Below are 13,526 nucleotides of genomic sequence, written 5' to 3'. Positions count from 1 at the left end.
CGCCGCATCGTCACGCTCGGGCGTGGCGGCTCCGACACCAGCGCGGTCGCGCTGGCGGCGGGCCTCAAGGCCGATCGCTGCGACATCTACACCGATGTCGACGGCGTCTACACCACCGATCCGCGCGTGGTGCCGAAGGCGAAGCGCATGGACAAGGTCTCCTTCGAGGAGATGCTGGAGATGGCGTCTCTCGGCTCCAAGGTGCTGCAGGTGCGCTCGGTCGAGATCGCCATGACCCAGCGCGTGCCCACCTATGTGCGCTCCTCCTTCGACGACCCCGCAAATCCCAATCCTGGCACCCTCATCTGCGACGAGGACGACATCGTGGAACAGCAGATCGTCACCGGCATCGCCTTCTCCCGGGACGAAGCCCAGATCACGCTCCGGCGCGTGGCGGATACGCCCGGCGTCGCCGCGACGATCTTCGGCCCCCTCGCCGACGCCAACATCAATGTCGACATGATCATCCAGGTCGTCTCCGACGATCAGGCGACGACCGACATCACCTTCACCGTGCCGACCGCCGATTACGAGCGCGCCCGCACGCTGCTGGAAAGCAAGCGCGACGTCATCCGCTATCAGGACCTCCAGGGCGCGACCGATGTGGTGAAGGTCTCGGCGATCGGCATCGGCATGCGCTCCCATGCCGGCGTCGCGGCCCGCGCCTTCCGCGCGCTGGCCGACAAGGGCATCAACATCCGCGCCATCACCACGTCCGAGATCAAGTTCTCGGTGCTGATCGACGCTGCCTATACGGAGCTCGCGGTCCGCACGCTGCACTCGCTCTACGGGCTCGACGCGGCCTGAGACGAAACAGGCGAGCCTGAACGCAGGAACGCCGCTGCCCCGAGAGAGGCAGCGGCGTTTTTTTTCAAGGCGACCTTTACTCCGCCGGATGCGCGACCGGCGCGTGCTTCTTGCTCCGGAACAGCCCGCCGAGCCTGCCGAGCCCTGCCTGGAGCTTGTCCATGTAAAGGAACAGGACGGGGGTGATGAACAGGGTCAGCACCTGACTGATCATCAGCCCGCCGACCACGACGATGCCGAGGGGCTGGCGCAGCTCCGCGCTGGCGCCCGCGCCGATGGCGATGGGCAGCGTGCCCATCAGCGCCGCCAGCGTGGTCATGATGATCGGGCGGAAACGCATCACGCAGGCCTTGTGGATCGCCTCCTTGGCCGCCATGCCCTCGCGCTGGAGCACGAGCGCGACGTCGATCATCATGATCGCGTTCTTCTTGACGATGCCGATCAGCATCAGCAGCCCGATGATCGCGATCACCGAGAGATCCATGTCGAAGAGGCGCAAGGCTCCCAGCGCACCGATCGCGGCCGAAGGCAGGCCGGTGAGGATCGTCAGCGGGTGGATGAAGCTCTCATAGAGGATGCCGAGCACGATATAGATCGTCAGGATCGCGCCCGCGATCAGCAGCCCCTGGTTCGCGAGAGAATCCTGGAAGGTCTTGGCGGTGCCGGCGAGCGTGGTGGTGATCGTTTTCGGCAGGCCGATGCGCTCCTTGATCGCGTCGATATGGTTGACGCTGTCGCCGAGCGCGACGCCGGCCGGCAGGTTGTAGGAGATCGTCACCGCCGGCAGCTGGCCGAGCTGGTTGACGGTGAGCTGTCCCGCCGTCCGCTGGATGCGCGCGACGGCCCCCAGCGGCACCAGCGTGCCGGATTTGGTGCGGATGCGGATGGCGTTCAGCCGCTCCGGCGTCCACTGGTCGTTCGGGTTGAACTCGACGACGACCTGATAGCTGTCACCGGTGGTGTAGATCGTCGAGACCTGGCGCACGCCGAAGCCGGAATACAGCGTCGAGCGCAGGATGTCCGAGCCGATGCCGAGCTGGTCGGCCTTGTCCTTGTCGACCACGATGGTCGCCTGGAGCGCGTTGTTCTGCAGGTCTGTGTTGACGTCGAGAAAGGCGGCGCGGTCCTGCGCCATGGCGTCGGCCAGCTTCACCGCCCATTCGTTCATCTGCCCCTGATCGAGGCTCTGCACCACGAGCTGATACTGGCTCTTGGAGGCGCGCGCGCCGATCTGGAGGTTCTGGACCGGCGTCATATAGGTGTTGATGCCGGCGACCTGCGCGAGGTCGCGCCGCAGCGAGGCGAGCACCGCGGGCAGCTTCGGCCGTTCCTCCAGCGGTTTCAGCTCGACGAAGAGCCGCCCCGCATTGAGCGCGCCGGCATTGCCGCCGCTGCCCACCGAGGAGGCGACATGGGCGACATAGGGCGAGCGGCGGAAGACATCGGCGACCTCGTTCTGAAGCTTCTGCATGGCCGGGAAGGAGATATCCTGCCGGGCCTCGGTCGAGACCGAAAGCTGGCCGATATCCTCCTGCGGAAAGAAGCCCTTCGGCGTGGTCTGCATCAGCCAGACCGTACCCGCCATCGTGGCGAAGAAGGCCAGCAGCATCAGCGGCTGGAAGCGCAGGCAAAAGCCGAGCCCGCGATCATAGCCGCGCAGGATCGCATCGAAGCCACGCTCGAGCGTGCGGCCGAACCAGTTCTCCTGATGATGCTCGGAATAGCCCGAGAGCAGCCGCGAGCAGAGCATCGGCGTCAGCGTCAGCGAGACGAAGGCCGAGGCCAGGATCGAGACCGTCACCACCACGGCGAACTCGTTGAAGATGCGGCCGATCACCCCGCCCATCAGCAGGACGGGGATGAACACCGCCACCAGCGACAGCGAGATCGAAATGATGGTGAAGCCGATCTCGCCGGCGCCCTTCAGCGCGGCATCGAAGGCCGAAAGCCCGTCCTCCTCCATATGGCGGACGATGTTCTCCAGCATCACGATGGCGTCGTCGACGACGAGGCCGACCGAAAGCGTCAAACCCAGCAGGGAGATGTTGTCGATCGAGAAATTCAGCGCATACATCACCGCCAGCGTCGCGATGATCGAGATCGGCACCGCCACAGCGGGGATAAAGGTCGCGGCCAGCCGGCCCAGGAAGACAAAGATCACCATCACCACGAGCGCAATGGTGAGCAGCAGGGTGAACTGGACGTCCTCCACCGCCTGCCGGATCGAGGTCGAGCGGTCGTTCAGCAGAGCGAGCGAGGCGGCGCCAGGCAATTGCTCCTCGAAAGCCGGGATCATCGCCTTGACCCGGTCCACCACCTCGACGGTGTTCGCATCGGGCTGGCGCTGCACGGCGAGCACGATGGAGGGCGTGCCGTCGAACTGGCTGCGGGTCTGCGTATTTTCGACCGAGTCGATGACCTTGGCGACGTCGCCGAGCCTGACAGGCTTGCCCGAGCGCGTGCTGATGATCGTGTTGGCGAATTGCCTGGCGTTGGCGAGCTGGGTGTTGGCCTGGATCGTCAGCTGCTGGGCATTGTTCTGCAGGGTGCCGACGGGGGTGTTGGCGTTGGTCGCGGTGATCGCCGACTGCAATTCGTCGACGCCGATGCCGCGCGCCGCCAGCGCGGTCGGGTCGATCTGGATTCGCACGGCGTATTTCTGGCTGCCCCAGATCAGCACCTGCGCGACGCCATCCACGGTCGAGAGCGCGGGCGAGATCACCTGCTGGGCGAAGGCATCGAGCTGCGAGAGCGGCACCACGTCGCTCTTGAGCGCCAGAAGGATGATCGGCGCATCGGCCGGATTGACCTTGCGATAGCTCGGCGGCGTCGTCATCTCGAGCGGCAGCTGGCGCTGCGTGCGCGCGATGGCGGCCTGCACATCGGCGGCAGCGGCGTCGATGTTGCGGTTCAGCACGAACTGGATCGCGATCGAGGTCGTGCCCTGCGCATTGGTGGTCGAGATCGAATCGATGCCGGCGATGGTGGCGAACTGCTTGATCAGCGGCGTCGCGACCGAGGTCGCCATCGTGTCGGGCGAGGCGCCCGGCAGCTGCGCCGAGACGTTCACAACCGGGAATTCCGCCCGCGGCAGCGCCGCGACCGGCAGGAAGCGATAGGCGAAGAGTCCCGCCAACACCAGCGAGACCGACATCAGGATCGTGGCGACGGGATGCCGGATGCAGAAGGAGGAGACGTTCACGAGCGGCCCTCCTGCGCGACCGGCGTCGCCTTGGGAGCCTTTTCGGCCACCGGATCGCGCTCGCCGACCTTGGAGCCCTGCTTCAGGCGCATCTGCCCGTCCACGACCACCTTGTCGCCGGGCGCGAGGCCCTCGGCGACGGCGGTCTTGTCGCCATCGCTCAGCGCGACCTTGATCTGGCGCAGATCGACCGTCGAATCCGCCTTCACGACGAAGAGATAGGCCCCTTTCTGGCCGGTCTGGACAGCAACCGTCGGGACGACGACGGCGTTCTGCAGCACATGGGGGATGATCTCAACATCGACATATTGCCCGGGCCAGAGGGCGAGGTCGTCATTGGCGAAGGCGGCCTTGGCGGTGATGGTGCCCGAGGTCATGTCGACCGTGGAATCGACGAAGTTCAGCCGGCCGGCGACCGTCGGATGATCGGCGCCGGGCACATGGGCGGTCACCGGCACCGGCTCGGCGCTGGCGAGGGCCTTCTGGAGCGTCGCCAGATCGCTTTCCGGCATCGCGAAGGTCACGCGCAGCGGCTTCATCTGCGTGATGGTGAGCAGGCCCGTGCTGCTGTTGTTGCTGTTGGCACTGACGAGGTTGCCGGGGGTGACCATGACCGTGCCGATGCGCCCGTCGATCGGGGCGCTGATGCGGGTGTAGCCGAGCTTTAGGCGGTCGGCGTCCAGCGTCGCATGGTCGGCCTGGACGTTGGCGGCGGCGCTCTTCTCGTCGGCCACGGCCTGGTCGACATGCGCCTGGGTGCCGGCGTTGCGGGACAGAAGCTGGCGATAACGGTCGAGATCGGCGAGCGTGCGCGTATGGGTCGCCTCGTCCCGCGCCAGAGCGGCCTCGTCCTTGGCGATCTGGGCCTTGATGTCGCGATCGTCGAGCTCGAACAACAGGTCGCCAGCCTTGACGAACTGGCCGTCCTTCACCTGCTGGCGCATGATCTGGCTGTCGATGCGGGACTTCACGGTGACGCTGGCGGGCGTCTCGACGAAGCCGATGGCGTGCTTGCGCACCGGGAAATCGGCCTGCACGGCCGCAGCCGAGACGATGGCCACCGCCCCGGCGGGGGCGCGGCCGCGAGCGGCTTCGGCATGCTCGCCCTCGGGTGCGCGGAAGCGGGTATACAAGACGCCGCCGGCGACTGCCGCCAGCACCAGCACGCTCAAGAAAAATCCGGAACGCTTCATCTCGTCCTCATCGGTCAGGCGGCATGGCCGGCATCGGCCGGGGCCTGGGTCTTGTCTTCGTCGCGTCTGGCGCGGGCGGCCTCGCGGATCTCGGCCAGGAGGTCGAGCGCCGTGATCAGGGTGCTGTCGGAAACATCGCCCAGCATCTCGTCGGCGATCTGCGAGCGCACACTGTCCAGATCGTTGACGAGGTCTCGCCCGGGCGGCGTCAGATAGAGCCGGTAGGCGCGCCGGTCGGACGGGTCGGCCCGCCGCTCGATCAGCCCCTGGCTCTGCAAGCGGTCGAGCAGGCGTGCGAGCGAGATCGGCTGCAGCTCCATCTGCTCGGCGAGAGCCGCCTGATTGAGCCCTTCCTGCCGGCGCAGGCGCGCGAGCACGCCCCATTGCGCCCGGGTGGTGCCGTGCTCGCGGGCGCGCTGATCGACATGATTGCGCATCAGCCTCGCCGTCTCGACCATCTGGTAGATGAATTCCCGCCGCAGGGGCCGCCGCATCCGTCACGCTCCATTCGTAAGCGTGCTTATTATGTGCGGTGTTTATGGCTTTTTCCAGCCTGTTTTCGCAACTGCGAAATTTGTTTAAGGCGGAGTTGAGCGGCCGGCTGTGATGGCATCACATCTGCATGGTCTGCTGCGCGACGTTCAGGGTCGTTAATCAACCCTGGCGATAGGCCGTCAAGGAAGCGGCGCTGAAGCATGACCGCACAAGTAAAACAGCAGCTAAAAATCCGGGACAGCGACATCGATGTCGCGCGGGGCGTGGGTATGATATGTGTCGTCCTGGGCCACAGGATTCAGTTTTTAGAACTAAAATATTGGATTTTCCTATTTCACATGCCGCTCTTTTTTATTTTAAGCGGATTGAATTTTAAATCCCGAGCCATAAGGTCATATTCTTTTCAGAAAGCGCGCTCCTTAATTGTACCGTATATTTCCTACGCGTCTATCGTTTTGGTTCTCGACAATATTATTTCACTTCAAACTGTCATAAAACCTTACCTAGATTGGCCGGACCCCCATTTCTTCGTTCCGAGAATATTATTTGGTGGCCCACTTCTGGTAGCGGCCTTTGCGGTCTTCTGGTTCGCCGGATGCCTCTTCATATCATCCAGCCTGTTCAACGCCGCGGCAAACCGCTGGCCGCTTTTCGATTACCGCATGCTGGCAACTGTCGCCGGATGTTACGCTGTCGCGATGATCGAGCCCGCCGGTCTCAAGCTTCCGCAAGGAAGCGCCGCCGTTCCGCTCGCGGTCGTCTTCATCTGGGCCGGAGCCGCGCTGGCACTCATCCGCGAAAGGCGAGCGATGCTCATCGTGCTCTGCCTTGCGACGGTAGCAGCGATGCTGCCCTTTGCCAGAGCGCTGGACATGAGGATTCCTCTGAACGGCACGATTGGGAATCCGCCGCTGGCGATCGCAATCTCGGTCCTCATCGTCAGCGCATCATCCTATATCGCGCGCATCCCATGGGTTGCCCGCGGCCTGATCGCGCTTGGGCAAGCCTCGCTCACGATTATGTTTCTGCACTGCCTGATCCTCATCCACGGCCGGACCGTCATCAGCGACCGTTACGTCCTGCTGGTAGCCGCCCTGCTGCTTCCGCTGCTGGTGCATTGGCTGCTCGAAAGAAGCGCCTTCACCCAGCGCTTCGTCCTCGGTCGCCGTGTCCCTCGACCTGACCCGGCCGGGCGGCTGCTGGGAATCTCCAAGGCGTAGGATGGCATGGCCGCCGAGGTCACGAGACCACAGCTCCTAAATTATGACCACGGCGTCACGCGCCGCTCTGGTGTGGCTCGGCACAGATCCTAGATTGGGCGGCGAGACGACCGGCGATCCTCGCCTCTCCCCACCGTGAGTCATGTCATGAGCCAGCTTTTCAGCCCCTATCAGCTCGGCGGCCTTTCGCTCGCCAACCGCATCGTCATCCCGCCCATGTGCCAGTATTCGGCACAGGACGGGAACGCCACCGACTGGCACACCATCCATCTCGGCCAGCTGGCCCTCTCCGGCGCCGGGCTGCTGATCATCGAGGCGACGGCGGTGGAGCCGGATGGGCGTATCAGCCCGGCCGATCTCGGTCTCTGGTCGGACGAGAACGAGGCGGCGCTCGGCAAGGTGCTCGACTCGGTTCGGCGCTGGTCGGAGATGCCGATCGCGATCCAGCTCGCCCATGCCGGCCGCAAGGCCTCCACCGACAAGCCATGGAAGGGCGGCGGGCAGCTCGGGCCGGAGAATGGCGGCTGGCAGGTGCATGCGCCCTCCGCGATCGGCTTTGAAACCTATCCGCGCCCGCCGCGCGCGCTCACGAGCGACGATATCGCCCGGCTGGTCGAGGCCTTCGCCGAGGCGGCAAGGCGCAGCGTGCGGCTGGGCATCGCGGCCATCGAGCTGCATGGCGCCCATGGCTATCTGATGCACCAGTTCCTCTCGCCCCTCTCCAACAAGCGCGAGGACGAATTCGGCGGCTCGTTCGAAAACCGCATGCGCTTTCCGCTGCAGGTGCTCGATGCGGTGAAGGCCGTGGTGCCGGCGGGTTATCCGGTCGGCTTCCGCATCTCCGGCACCGACTGGGTCGAGGGTGGCTGGGATATCGACCAGAGCATCGCCTTCGCGCAGGAGAGCAAGGCGCGCGGCGCCGATTTCATCCATGTCTCCAGCGGCGGGCTTTCGGCCGCCCAGACCATCCCGGTCGGGCCGAGTTATCAGGTGCCGCTGGCGCGGGCGGTGAAGGAGGCGACGGGCCTGCCCACCATCGCTGTCGGCCTGATCACCGAGGCCGAGCAGGCCGAGGCGATCATCGGGACCGGCGAGGCCGATATGGTCGGCATCGCGCGCGGCATCCTCTACGATCCGCGCTGGCCCTGGCATGCGGCGGCGGCGCTCGGCGCCAGCGTCAAGGCCGCGCCCCAGTATCTGCGCTCGCAGCCGCGGCGGTTCTCGAAGCTGTTCGGCTGAAAAACAGCTGATCGCCCGCTTCCGGCGCAGGGCTTGCCTCCTGCACCGGAAGCGGCTCCAGTGCCATCCGAAACCGTTCCGCCGAGAGCCTCATGACCGCCTATTCCGATCTCGCCGCCCATTTCGGCCGCATCGCCGCCCTCTCCAATGCCGTCGGCATCCTGCAATGGGACAACGACGTGATGATGCCGCGCGGCGCGGCCGAAACGCGGGCCGAAAGCATGGCGCTGCTGCATGTCATGCGCCACGGCATGGTCACGGATGCGCGCATCGGGGATTGGCTGGACGAAGCGTCGCAGGATCGCTCGCTCAGCGAATGGGAGCAGGCCAATCTGCGCGAGATCCGCAGGGTCTGGACAGTCGAGACCGCCCTGCCGGCCGCTCTGGTCGAAGCCTCCAGCAAGGCGGTCTCCGCCTGCGAGATGCGCTGGCGGCAGGCGCGTGCCGAGGCGGATTTCGCGGGCCTGCTGCCCTATCTCGCAGAGGTTTTGAACCTTCAGCGCCAGATCGGCGCCGCCAAGGGCGAGAAGCTCGGGCTCTCGGCCTATGATGCGCTGCTGAACGACTACGAACCCGGCGGCAGCTCCGCGAAGATCGACGCGCTGTTCGACGATCTCGCCGCCTTCCTGCCCGGTTTCACGCAGGAGGCGATGGCCGTGCAGGCGCGCCGGCCGGCGCTGGCGCCGCTGGAAGGCCCCTTCGCGACCGAAACGCAGCGGGCGCTGGGCCTCAGGCTGATGGCGGCGCTCGGCTATGACTTCGAGCGCGGGCGGCTCGACATCTCGACGCATCCGTTCTGCGGCGGGGCCGACAACGATGCGCGCATCACCACGCGCTATGACGAAGCCGACTTCACCAAGGCCCTGATGGGCGTGCTACACGAGACCGGGCATGCCCTTTACGAACAGGGCCGCCCGCAAGCCTATCTGAACCAGCCGGTGGGCGCCGCGCGCGGCATGAGCATCCATGAGAGCCAGTCGCTGCTGATGGAGATGCAGGCCTGCCGCTCCCGCGCCTTCCTCGATTTCGCCGCGCCACTGATGCGGGAGAGTTTCGGAGGGTCAGGCCCAGCCTGGGAATCCACGGCGATGTGGCACCGCTACACCCGGGTCGAGCCGGGCTTCATCCGCGTCGATGCCGACGAGGTGACCTATCCGGCCCATGTCATCCTGCGCTACCGGCTGGAGAAGGCGCTGATCGCGGACGCAATGCCGCTGGCCGATCTGCCCGCCGCCTGGAACGAGGGCATGAAGAGCCTCCTCGGCGTCACCGTGCCGAACGACCGCCTCGGCTGCCTGCAAGATATCCACTGGCCGTCCGGCGGCTGGGGCTATTTTCCCACCTATACGCTCGGCGCGATGACCGCCGCGCAGATCTTCGAGGCGGCCTGCCAGGCCGAGCCCGGCACCCTGCCCGGGATCGCCAAGGGCGATTTCACCCCGCTGGTTGGCTGGCTGCGCGCGAACATTCACGGCAAGGGCTCTCTGCTCTCCACCGACGCACTGCTGACCGAAGCGACAGGCAAGCCGCTCGATGCCGGGGTCTTCAAGGCGCATCTGCGCCGGCGCTATGTCGACGAATCCTGAACGACGTTTTTATTTCGTCAAATCAAAGAGTTGGACCTGACATTCTGGCGAGGCCGCCATGCATCGGCGGCCTTGCATCACGGCACTGATCGCGGAATGTCGATCAAACCCTTTCCACGTCGGTGACCGTCATGACCCAGCCCAAACCCGCCCCGCGCATCGCGATCACCTATTGCGCGATGTGCAACTGGATGCTCCGCTCCGCCTGGCTGGGGCAAGAACTGCTCTCGACCTTCGGACAGGATCTGGGCGAGGTCGCGCTGATTCCCCGCACGGGCGGCATCTTCCAGATCACCTATGACGGCGAGACTATCTGGGACCGCAAGGTCGATGGCGGCTTCCCGGATTCGAAGGTCCTCAAGCAGCGCGTACGCGACCGGCTCGACCCGAACCGCAGCCTTGGCCATGTCGATGGGCATGCGATGAGCGCCGAGGCGGAGAGCTGAGCGCTGCGGCTGGCTTCATTCGGCATTGCGAGGAGCGTAGCGACAAAGCGATCTAGGGGGCATGGAGCTCGTCCGCTCCTGGATTGCTTCGCTGCGCTCGCAATGACGGCAGGAAGGCTCGGGCTTGACTCACACCTTCGCGCGGCCCCGCGTCGTCGCGACCCAGGCCTTCAGCCGCGCCTCCGGATCGGCATGGAGCGTGATGTCCGTCACCGCCGCGACAATATCCGCGCCGGCCTCGAACACGCCGGGGGCACGCTCAAGCGAAATCCCGCCGATGCCGACGAGCGGCAGGACGCCGATCCGCCGCTTCCAGTCGCCGAGCTTTTCCAACCCCTGCGGCCCGAAGCGCATCTGCTTCAGAATGGTCGGATAAACAGGTCCGAGCGCGACATAATCAGGCTGGGTCGCCAGAGCGCGCTCCAGCTCGCCTTCGTCATGGCTGCTGACGCCGAGCTTCAGCCCCGCCTTGCGGATGGCGCCGAGATCGGCGGTGTCGAGATCCTCCTGGCCCAGATGCAGCCAGCCGCAGCCCTCCTCGATCGCAAGCCTCCAGTAGTCGTTGACCACCAGCACGCAGCCGGCATCGTCGCAAAGCGCCTTGGCCCGCGCGATCTCACCGGCCACCTCTCGCTCGGGCCGGTCCTTGATGCGCAGCTGAACCAGCTTCATGCCGTGCGGGAGCATGCGCGCGATCCAGTCGGCGCTGTCGAAGATCGGGTAAAAGGGATCGAGCGTCATCGCAGTCATCGTTCTCAGTGGAGCGTCCATCAGGCGAGGAAGGCCTTGCCCATCACCGGGGTGGAGGGAGCGGCCATGTCCCGCGCCTCCATCGGCTGCGCCGAGAAGGCGAGCCGGCCGGCCCGGATCGCAAGCGCAAAGGCTTCCGCCATCGCCGCCGGGTCGCCCGCTTTGGCCACGGCGGTGTTGAGCAGGATGGCGTCATAGCCCATTTCGATCGCCTGCACGGCATGGGACGGCAGCCCGATGCCGGCATCGACGACCAGCGGAATGCCCGGAAAATGCTGGCGCAGGCTGCGCAGGCCGTAAGGGTTGTTCAGCCCCCGCCCCGAGCCGATCGGCGCGCCCCAGGGCATCAGCACCTCGCAGCCGGCATCGAGCAGGCGCCCAGCCACGACCAGATCCTCGGTGGTGTAGGGAAAGACCTTGAAGCCGTCATCGGTGAGGATGCGCGCGGCCTCGACCAGCGCGACGACGTCGGGCTGGATTGTGTCGTCCTCCCCGATCACCTCGAGCTTGATCCAGTCGGTGCCGAAGACCTCGCGGGCCATCTCAGCGGTCGTCACCGCCTCCTTCACGCTGTGGCAGCCCGCCGTATTGGGCAGAACTCTCACGCCGAGCTCGCGGATCAGCTCCCAGAAGGCCTGCCCTGCCCCGCCGCCGGCGGATTCGCGCCGCAAAGAGACCGTCACCACTTCCGCGCCCGAGCGCCGCACCGCATCGGCCAGGATCTTCGGCGAGGGATACTGCGCCGTCCCCAGGAACAGCGGGTTTTGCGGCTCGAAGCCGTAGAAGGACGCCATCTCAACCTCCCTGCATCGGAGCGACCACCTCGATCCGGTCGCCGCTCTTCAGCGCGGTCTGTGCGCGTCGGCGCGCCGGCACGAACTCGCCGTTCAGCGCCGTCGCCACGATTTTCCCGCCATAGCCCAGTTCAGTCAGGGCCTCGGCCAGTGTCCCGGCCGCGATCTGGAGCGGCGTCCCGTTAAGCAGCAAGGTCATGGAGAAGCTCCGGCTTGGCCCTCTCGTGCAGCACGGCATCGGCCGCCATCCGCGCCATGGCGGGGCTGAGCAGGAAGCCGTGGCGATAAAGCCCGTTGACGTGGATCACCCGGCCCCTGCGCGCCAGTCGCGGCAGATTGTCGGGGAAAGTCGGGCGCAGATCGGCGCCGAGCTCGACGATCTCGGCCTCGGCGAAAGCCGGATGCAGCGCGTAGGCGGCACCAAGCAGTTCCAGCATCGCCCGGCCCGAAACCCGTTTGGCGGCCCCGCCTTCGATCATGGTGGCGCCGATCATGACATGCCCGTCGGCGCGCGGCACAACATAGAGCGGAATGCGCGGATGCAGCAGCCGCACCGGCCGCGACAAAGCGATCTCCGTGGTTCTGACGATCAGCATCTCGCCCTTGACGCCGCGCAGCTGAGGCAAGGCGGGCGCGGCCGCCATGCCCCGGCAGTCCAGCACCGCATCGGCCTCGAGCGCCTCGGGGTCGACCTCGCTGTCCAGCTGGATCGTGCCGCCCTTGGCGCGGACCGTCTCGGCCAGGGCCAGGATCGCCCGGCGGGGATCGAGATGCGCTTCGCCGGCAAAGAAGAGGCCGCGTGCGAAGCGGCCGGCCAGATCCGGCTCCAGCCGCGCCAGGGCCTCGCCATCGATCTCCTCGGCCTGCAGGGTGCGTCCGGCGAAGCGGCGCAGCTCGGCGCGGTCCCGGCTCAGGGCCAGAACCAGGGTGCCATGCGCCACCACCGCACCGGTCTGGCGCTGCCACCAGCGGGCGGCCTCATGTCCCAGCCGGACGACCGGCTCCTCGGCGCTCTCCCCCTCGCACCAGGGGGCGAGCATGCCGCCGGCGAACCAGGAACACGCCGCCGCGCCGATCCGGCCTGCCCGCTCGTGAAGCTCCACCGTCACGCCGCGATCCAGCAGCTCGGCGGCACAGGCGAGACCGACAACGCCGGCCCCGACGATCGCGACGGATCGCGGGCCTGTTTCGGCCGATGGCGCGCGCATGCGCTCCTCCTCGTGACAGGATCCGGTGACGGCAAAGAGAGTGGCCGGAGGCGCGATGCGGCATTCCGCCTTCGCATGACCGTTCCCTTCGCCGGCATGACCCGGATCAGGTTCGATGGGTTGGCGCGACACCGCGCCTCTCAGCCTTCCGGCACCCCAACGGTGTGCGAAATCTAGTCGTCGCCAAGCGCCGGAGCAAGCCCGCGCCCGGCAGCGCACCCTGGACGGCCCGAGCGTGCCTTCGGCCGCGGCATCCGGAGCGAGCCGCTGGCAGCCCAACCTGCCCCCGGCCACCGAAGCTTCACCTCAGCCGCCGGGGCTGACCCTCCGCCGCCGGAGCGCGCGCCCATCCGGGCCGGCCGTGGCAGCGCCCGGCCCCGTGCCGCTAAGGTCCGAGAATGTGCAGCCGGCGACACGCGCCGACACGAACCGCCGGAAAACGCGCCGGCAAGGCTTGTCAAAGCCCGGCGCAATCAGGCATAGAGCCTTGCGCCGGAGACGTGGCCGAGAGGCTGAAGGCACTCGTTTGCTAAATGAGCATACCCCACAAGGGTATCGAGGGTTCGAATCCCTCCGTCTCCGCCAC

The 13,526-nt window shown here is 66.4% G+C and carries 12 protein-coding genes, 1 tRNA gene and 1 riboswitch; of the genes, 6 read left to right on the top strand and 7 right to left on the bottom strand.

All coding sequences use genetic code 11. The features are described 5' to 3' along the window. Nucleotides 1-807, top strand: an 807-nt coding sequence (locus ACOJTB_RS03485; RefSeq protein ID WP_420101129.1) for an aspartate kinase, incomplete at its 5' end; no start/stop codon positions are given. A 76-nt stretch (nucleotides 808-883) separates the two neighbouring features. Here ACOJTB_RS03485 and ACOJTB_RS03480 read toward each other — a convergent pair. From ACOJTB_RS03480 to ACOJTB_RS03470, 3 genes are read right to left on the bottom strand one after another with little or no spacing between them, the layout of a single operon-like run. Next, complete coding sequence (locus ACOJTB_RS03480; protein WP_420101130.1) at nucleotides 884-3,961, bottom strand: efflux RND transporter permease subunit; 3,078 nt, start codon at nucleotides 3,959-3,961, stop codon at nucleotides 884-886. A 44-nt stretch (nucleotides 3,962-4,005) separates the two neighbouring features. Then, nucleotides 4,006-5,202, bottom strand: a complete 1,197-nt coding sequence (locus tag ACOJTB_RS03475; RefSeq protein ID WP_420101128.1) for an efflux RND transporter periplasmic adaptor subunit — start codon at nucleotides 5,200-5,202, stop codon at nucleotides 4,006-4,008. Nucleotides 5,203-5,216: 14 nt separating this feature from the next. Then, nucleotides 5,217-5,696: a MarR family winged helix-turn-helix transcriptional regulator gene (locus ACOJTB_RS03470; protein WP_420101127.1), complete on the bottom strand. Its 480-nt coding sequence runs from the start codon at nucleotides 5,694-5,696 to the stop codon at nucleotides 5,217-5,219. A 201-nt stretch (nucleotides 5,697-5,897) separates the two neighbouring features. Between ACOJTB_RS03470 and ACOJTB_RS03465 the strand changes: the two genes are divergently transcribed. From ACOJTB_RS03465 to ACOJTB_RS03450, 4 genes are all read left to right on the top strand, one after another. After that, nucleotides 5,898-6,917, top strand: a complete 1,020-nt coding sequence (locus ACOJTB_RS03465; RefSeq protein ID WP_420101126.1) for an acyltransferase family protein — start codon at nucleotides 5,898-5,900, stop codon at nucleotides 6,915-6,917. 147 nt (nucleotides 6,918-7,064) lie between these two features. Further along, on the top strand, nucleotides 7,065-8,156 hold the full coding sequence (locus tag ACOJTB_RS03460) for an NADH:flavin oxidoreductase/NADH oxidase (RefSeq protein ID WP_420101125.1): 1,092 nt from the start codon (nucleotides 7,065-7,067) through the stop codon (nucleotides 8,154-8,156). 92 nt (nucleotides 8,157-8,248) lie between these two features. Continuing rightward, entirely contained in the window at nucleotides 8,249-9,742 is a 1,494-nt protein-coding gene (locus ACOJTB_RS03455; protein ID WP_420101124.1) for a carboxypeptidase M32, read from the top strand. Nucleotides 9,743-9,873: 131 nt separating this feature from the next. Continuing rightward, nucleotides 9,874-10,188 carry an Rdx family protein gene (locus ACOJTB_RS03450; protein ID WP_420101123.1) on the top strand — a complete coding sequence of 105 codons (315 nt, stop codon included), beginning with the start codon at nucleotides 9,874-9,876 and terminating at the stop codon, nucleotides 10,186-10,188. Nucleotides 10,189-10,317: 129 nt separating this feature from the next. Here the strand turns inward: ACOJTB_RS03450 and ACOJTB_RS03445 are convergent, their stop codons facing one another. The 4 genes from ACOJTB_RS03445 to thiO are packed head-to-tail and all read right to left on the bottom strand — an operon-like array spanning nucleotide 10,318 to nucleotide 12,940. After that, on the bottom strand, nucleotides 10,318-10,938 hold the full coding sequence (locus tag ACOJTB_RS03445) for a thiamine phosphate synthase (protein WP_420101122.1): 621 nt from the start codon (nucleotides 10,936-10,938) through the stop codon (nucleotides 10,318-10,320). Nucleotides 10,939-10,958: 20 nt separating this feature from the next. Beyond that, nucleotides 10,959-11,732, bottom strand: a complete 774-nt coding sequence (locus ACOJTB_RS03440; protein WP_420101121.1) for a thiazole synthase — start codon at nucleotides 11,730-11,732, stop codon at nucleotides 10,959-10,961. A gap of 1 nt (nucleotide 11,733) precedes the next feature. After that, entirely contained in the window at nucleotides 11,734-11,931 is a 198-nt protein-coding gene (gene thiS / locus ACOJTB_RS03435; RefSeq protein ID WP_420101120.1) for a sulfur carrier protein ThiS, read from the bottom strand. Beyond that, a complete protein-coding gene (gene thiO / locus ACOJTB_RS03430; RefSeq protein ID WP_420101119.1) occupies nucleotides 11,915-12,940 on the bottom strand; it encodes a glycine oxidase ThiO in 1,026 nt (341 codons plus the stop codon). The genes thiS and thiO overlap by 17 nt, the downstream gene beginning before the upstream one ends. 66 nt (nucleotides 12,941-13,006) lie before the next feature. Next, nucleotides 13,007-13,109, bottom strand: a riboswitch (TPP riboswitch). Between the two features lie 325 nt (nucleotides 13,110-13,434). Here thiO and ACOJTB_RS03425 point away from each other — a divergent pair. Next, nucleotides 13,435-13,525, top strand: a tRNA-Ser gene (locus tag ACOJTB_RS03425). Nucleotide 13,526: the final 1 nt, after the last annotated feature.

This window comes from Allobosea sp. (genome assembly GCF_048595345.1).
Lineage (GTDB): Bacteria > Pseudomonadota > Alphaproteobacteria > Rhizobiales > Beijerinckiaceae > Allobosea.
Note: the sequence above shows the minus strand (reverse complement) of the source record. Positions and strands in the feature narration are given on the sequence as shown.

What these genes read in the sequence shown, in the direction of transcription:
- ACOJTB_RS03480 (WP_420101130.1), bottom strand. Translation starts at nt 3,961, where the DNA reads ATGTCGGTCTCGCTGGTGTTGGCGGGACTCTTCGCCTATCGCTTCCTG.
- ACOJTB_RS03475 (WP_420101128.1), bottom strand. Translation starts at nt 5,202, where the DNA reads ATGAAGCGTTCCGGATTTTTCTTGAGCGTGCTGGTGCTGGCGGCAGTC.
- ACOJTB_RS03470 (WP_420101127.1), bottom strand. Translation starts at nt 5,696, where the DNA reads ATGCGGCGGCCCCTGCGGCGGGAATTCATCTACCAGATGGTCGAGACG.
- ACOJTB_RS03465 (WP_420101126.1), top strand. Translation starts at nt 5,898, where the DNA reads ATGACCGCACAAGTAAAACAGCAGCTAAAAATCCGGGACAGCGACATC.
- ACOJTB_RS03460 (WP_420101125.1), top strand. Translation starts at nt 7,065, where the DNA reads ATGAGCCAGCTTTTCAGCCCCTATCAGCTCGGCGGCCTTTCGCTCGCC.
- ACOJTB_RS03455 (WP_420101124.1), top strand. Translation starts at nt 8,249, where the DNA reads ATGACCGCCTATTCCGATCTCGCCGCCCATTTCGGCCGCATCGCCGCC.
- ACOJTB_RS03450 (WP_420101123.1), top strand. Translation starts at nt 9,874, where the DNA reads ATGACCCAGCCCAAACCCGCCCCGCGCATCGCGATCACCTATTGCGCG.
- ACOJTB_RS03445 (WP_420101122.1), bottom strand. Translation starts at nt 10,938, where the DNA reads ATGACTGCGATGACGCTCGATCCCTTTTACCCGATCTTCGACAGCGCC.
- ACOJTB_RS03440 (WP_420101121.1), bottom strand. Translation starts at nt 11,732, where the DNA reads ATGGCGTCCTTCTACGGCTTCGAGCCGCAAAACCCGCTGTTCCTGGGG.
- thiS (WP_420101120.1), bottom strand. Translation starts at nt 11,931, where the DNA reads ATGACCTTGCTGCTTAACGGGACGCCGCTCCAGATCGCGGCCGGGACA.
- thiO (WP_420101119.1), bottom strand. Translation starts at nt 12,940, where the DNA reads ATGCGCGCGCCATCGGCCGAAACAGGCCCGCGATCCGTCGCGATCGTC.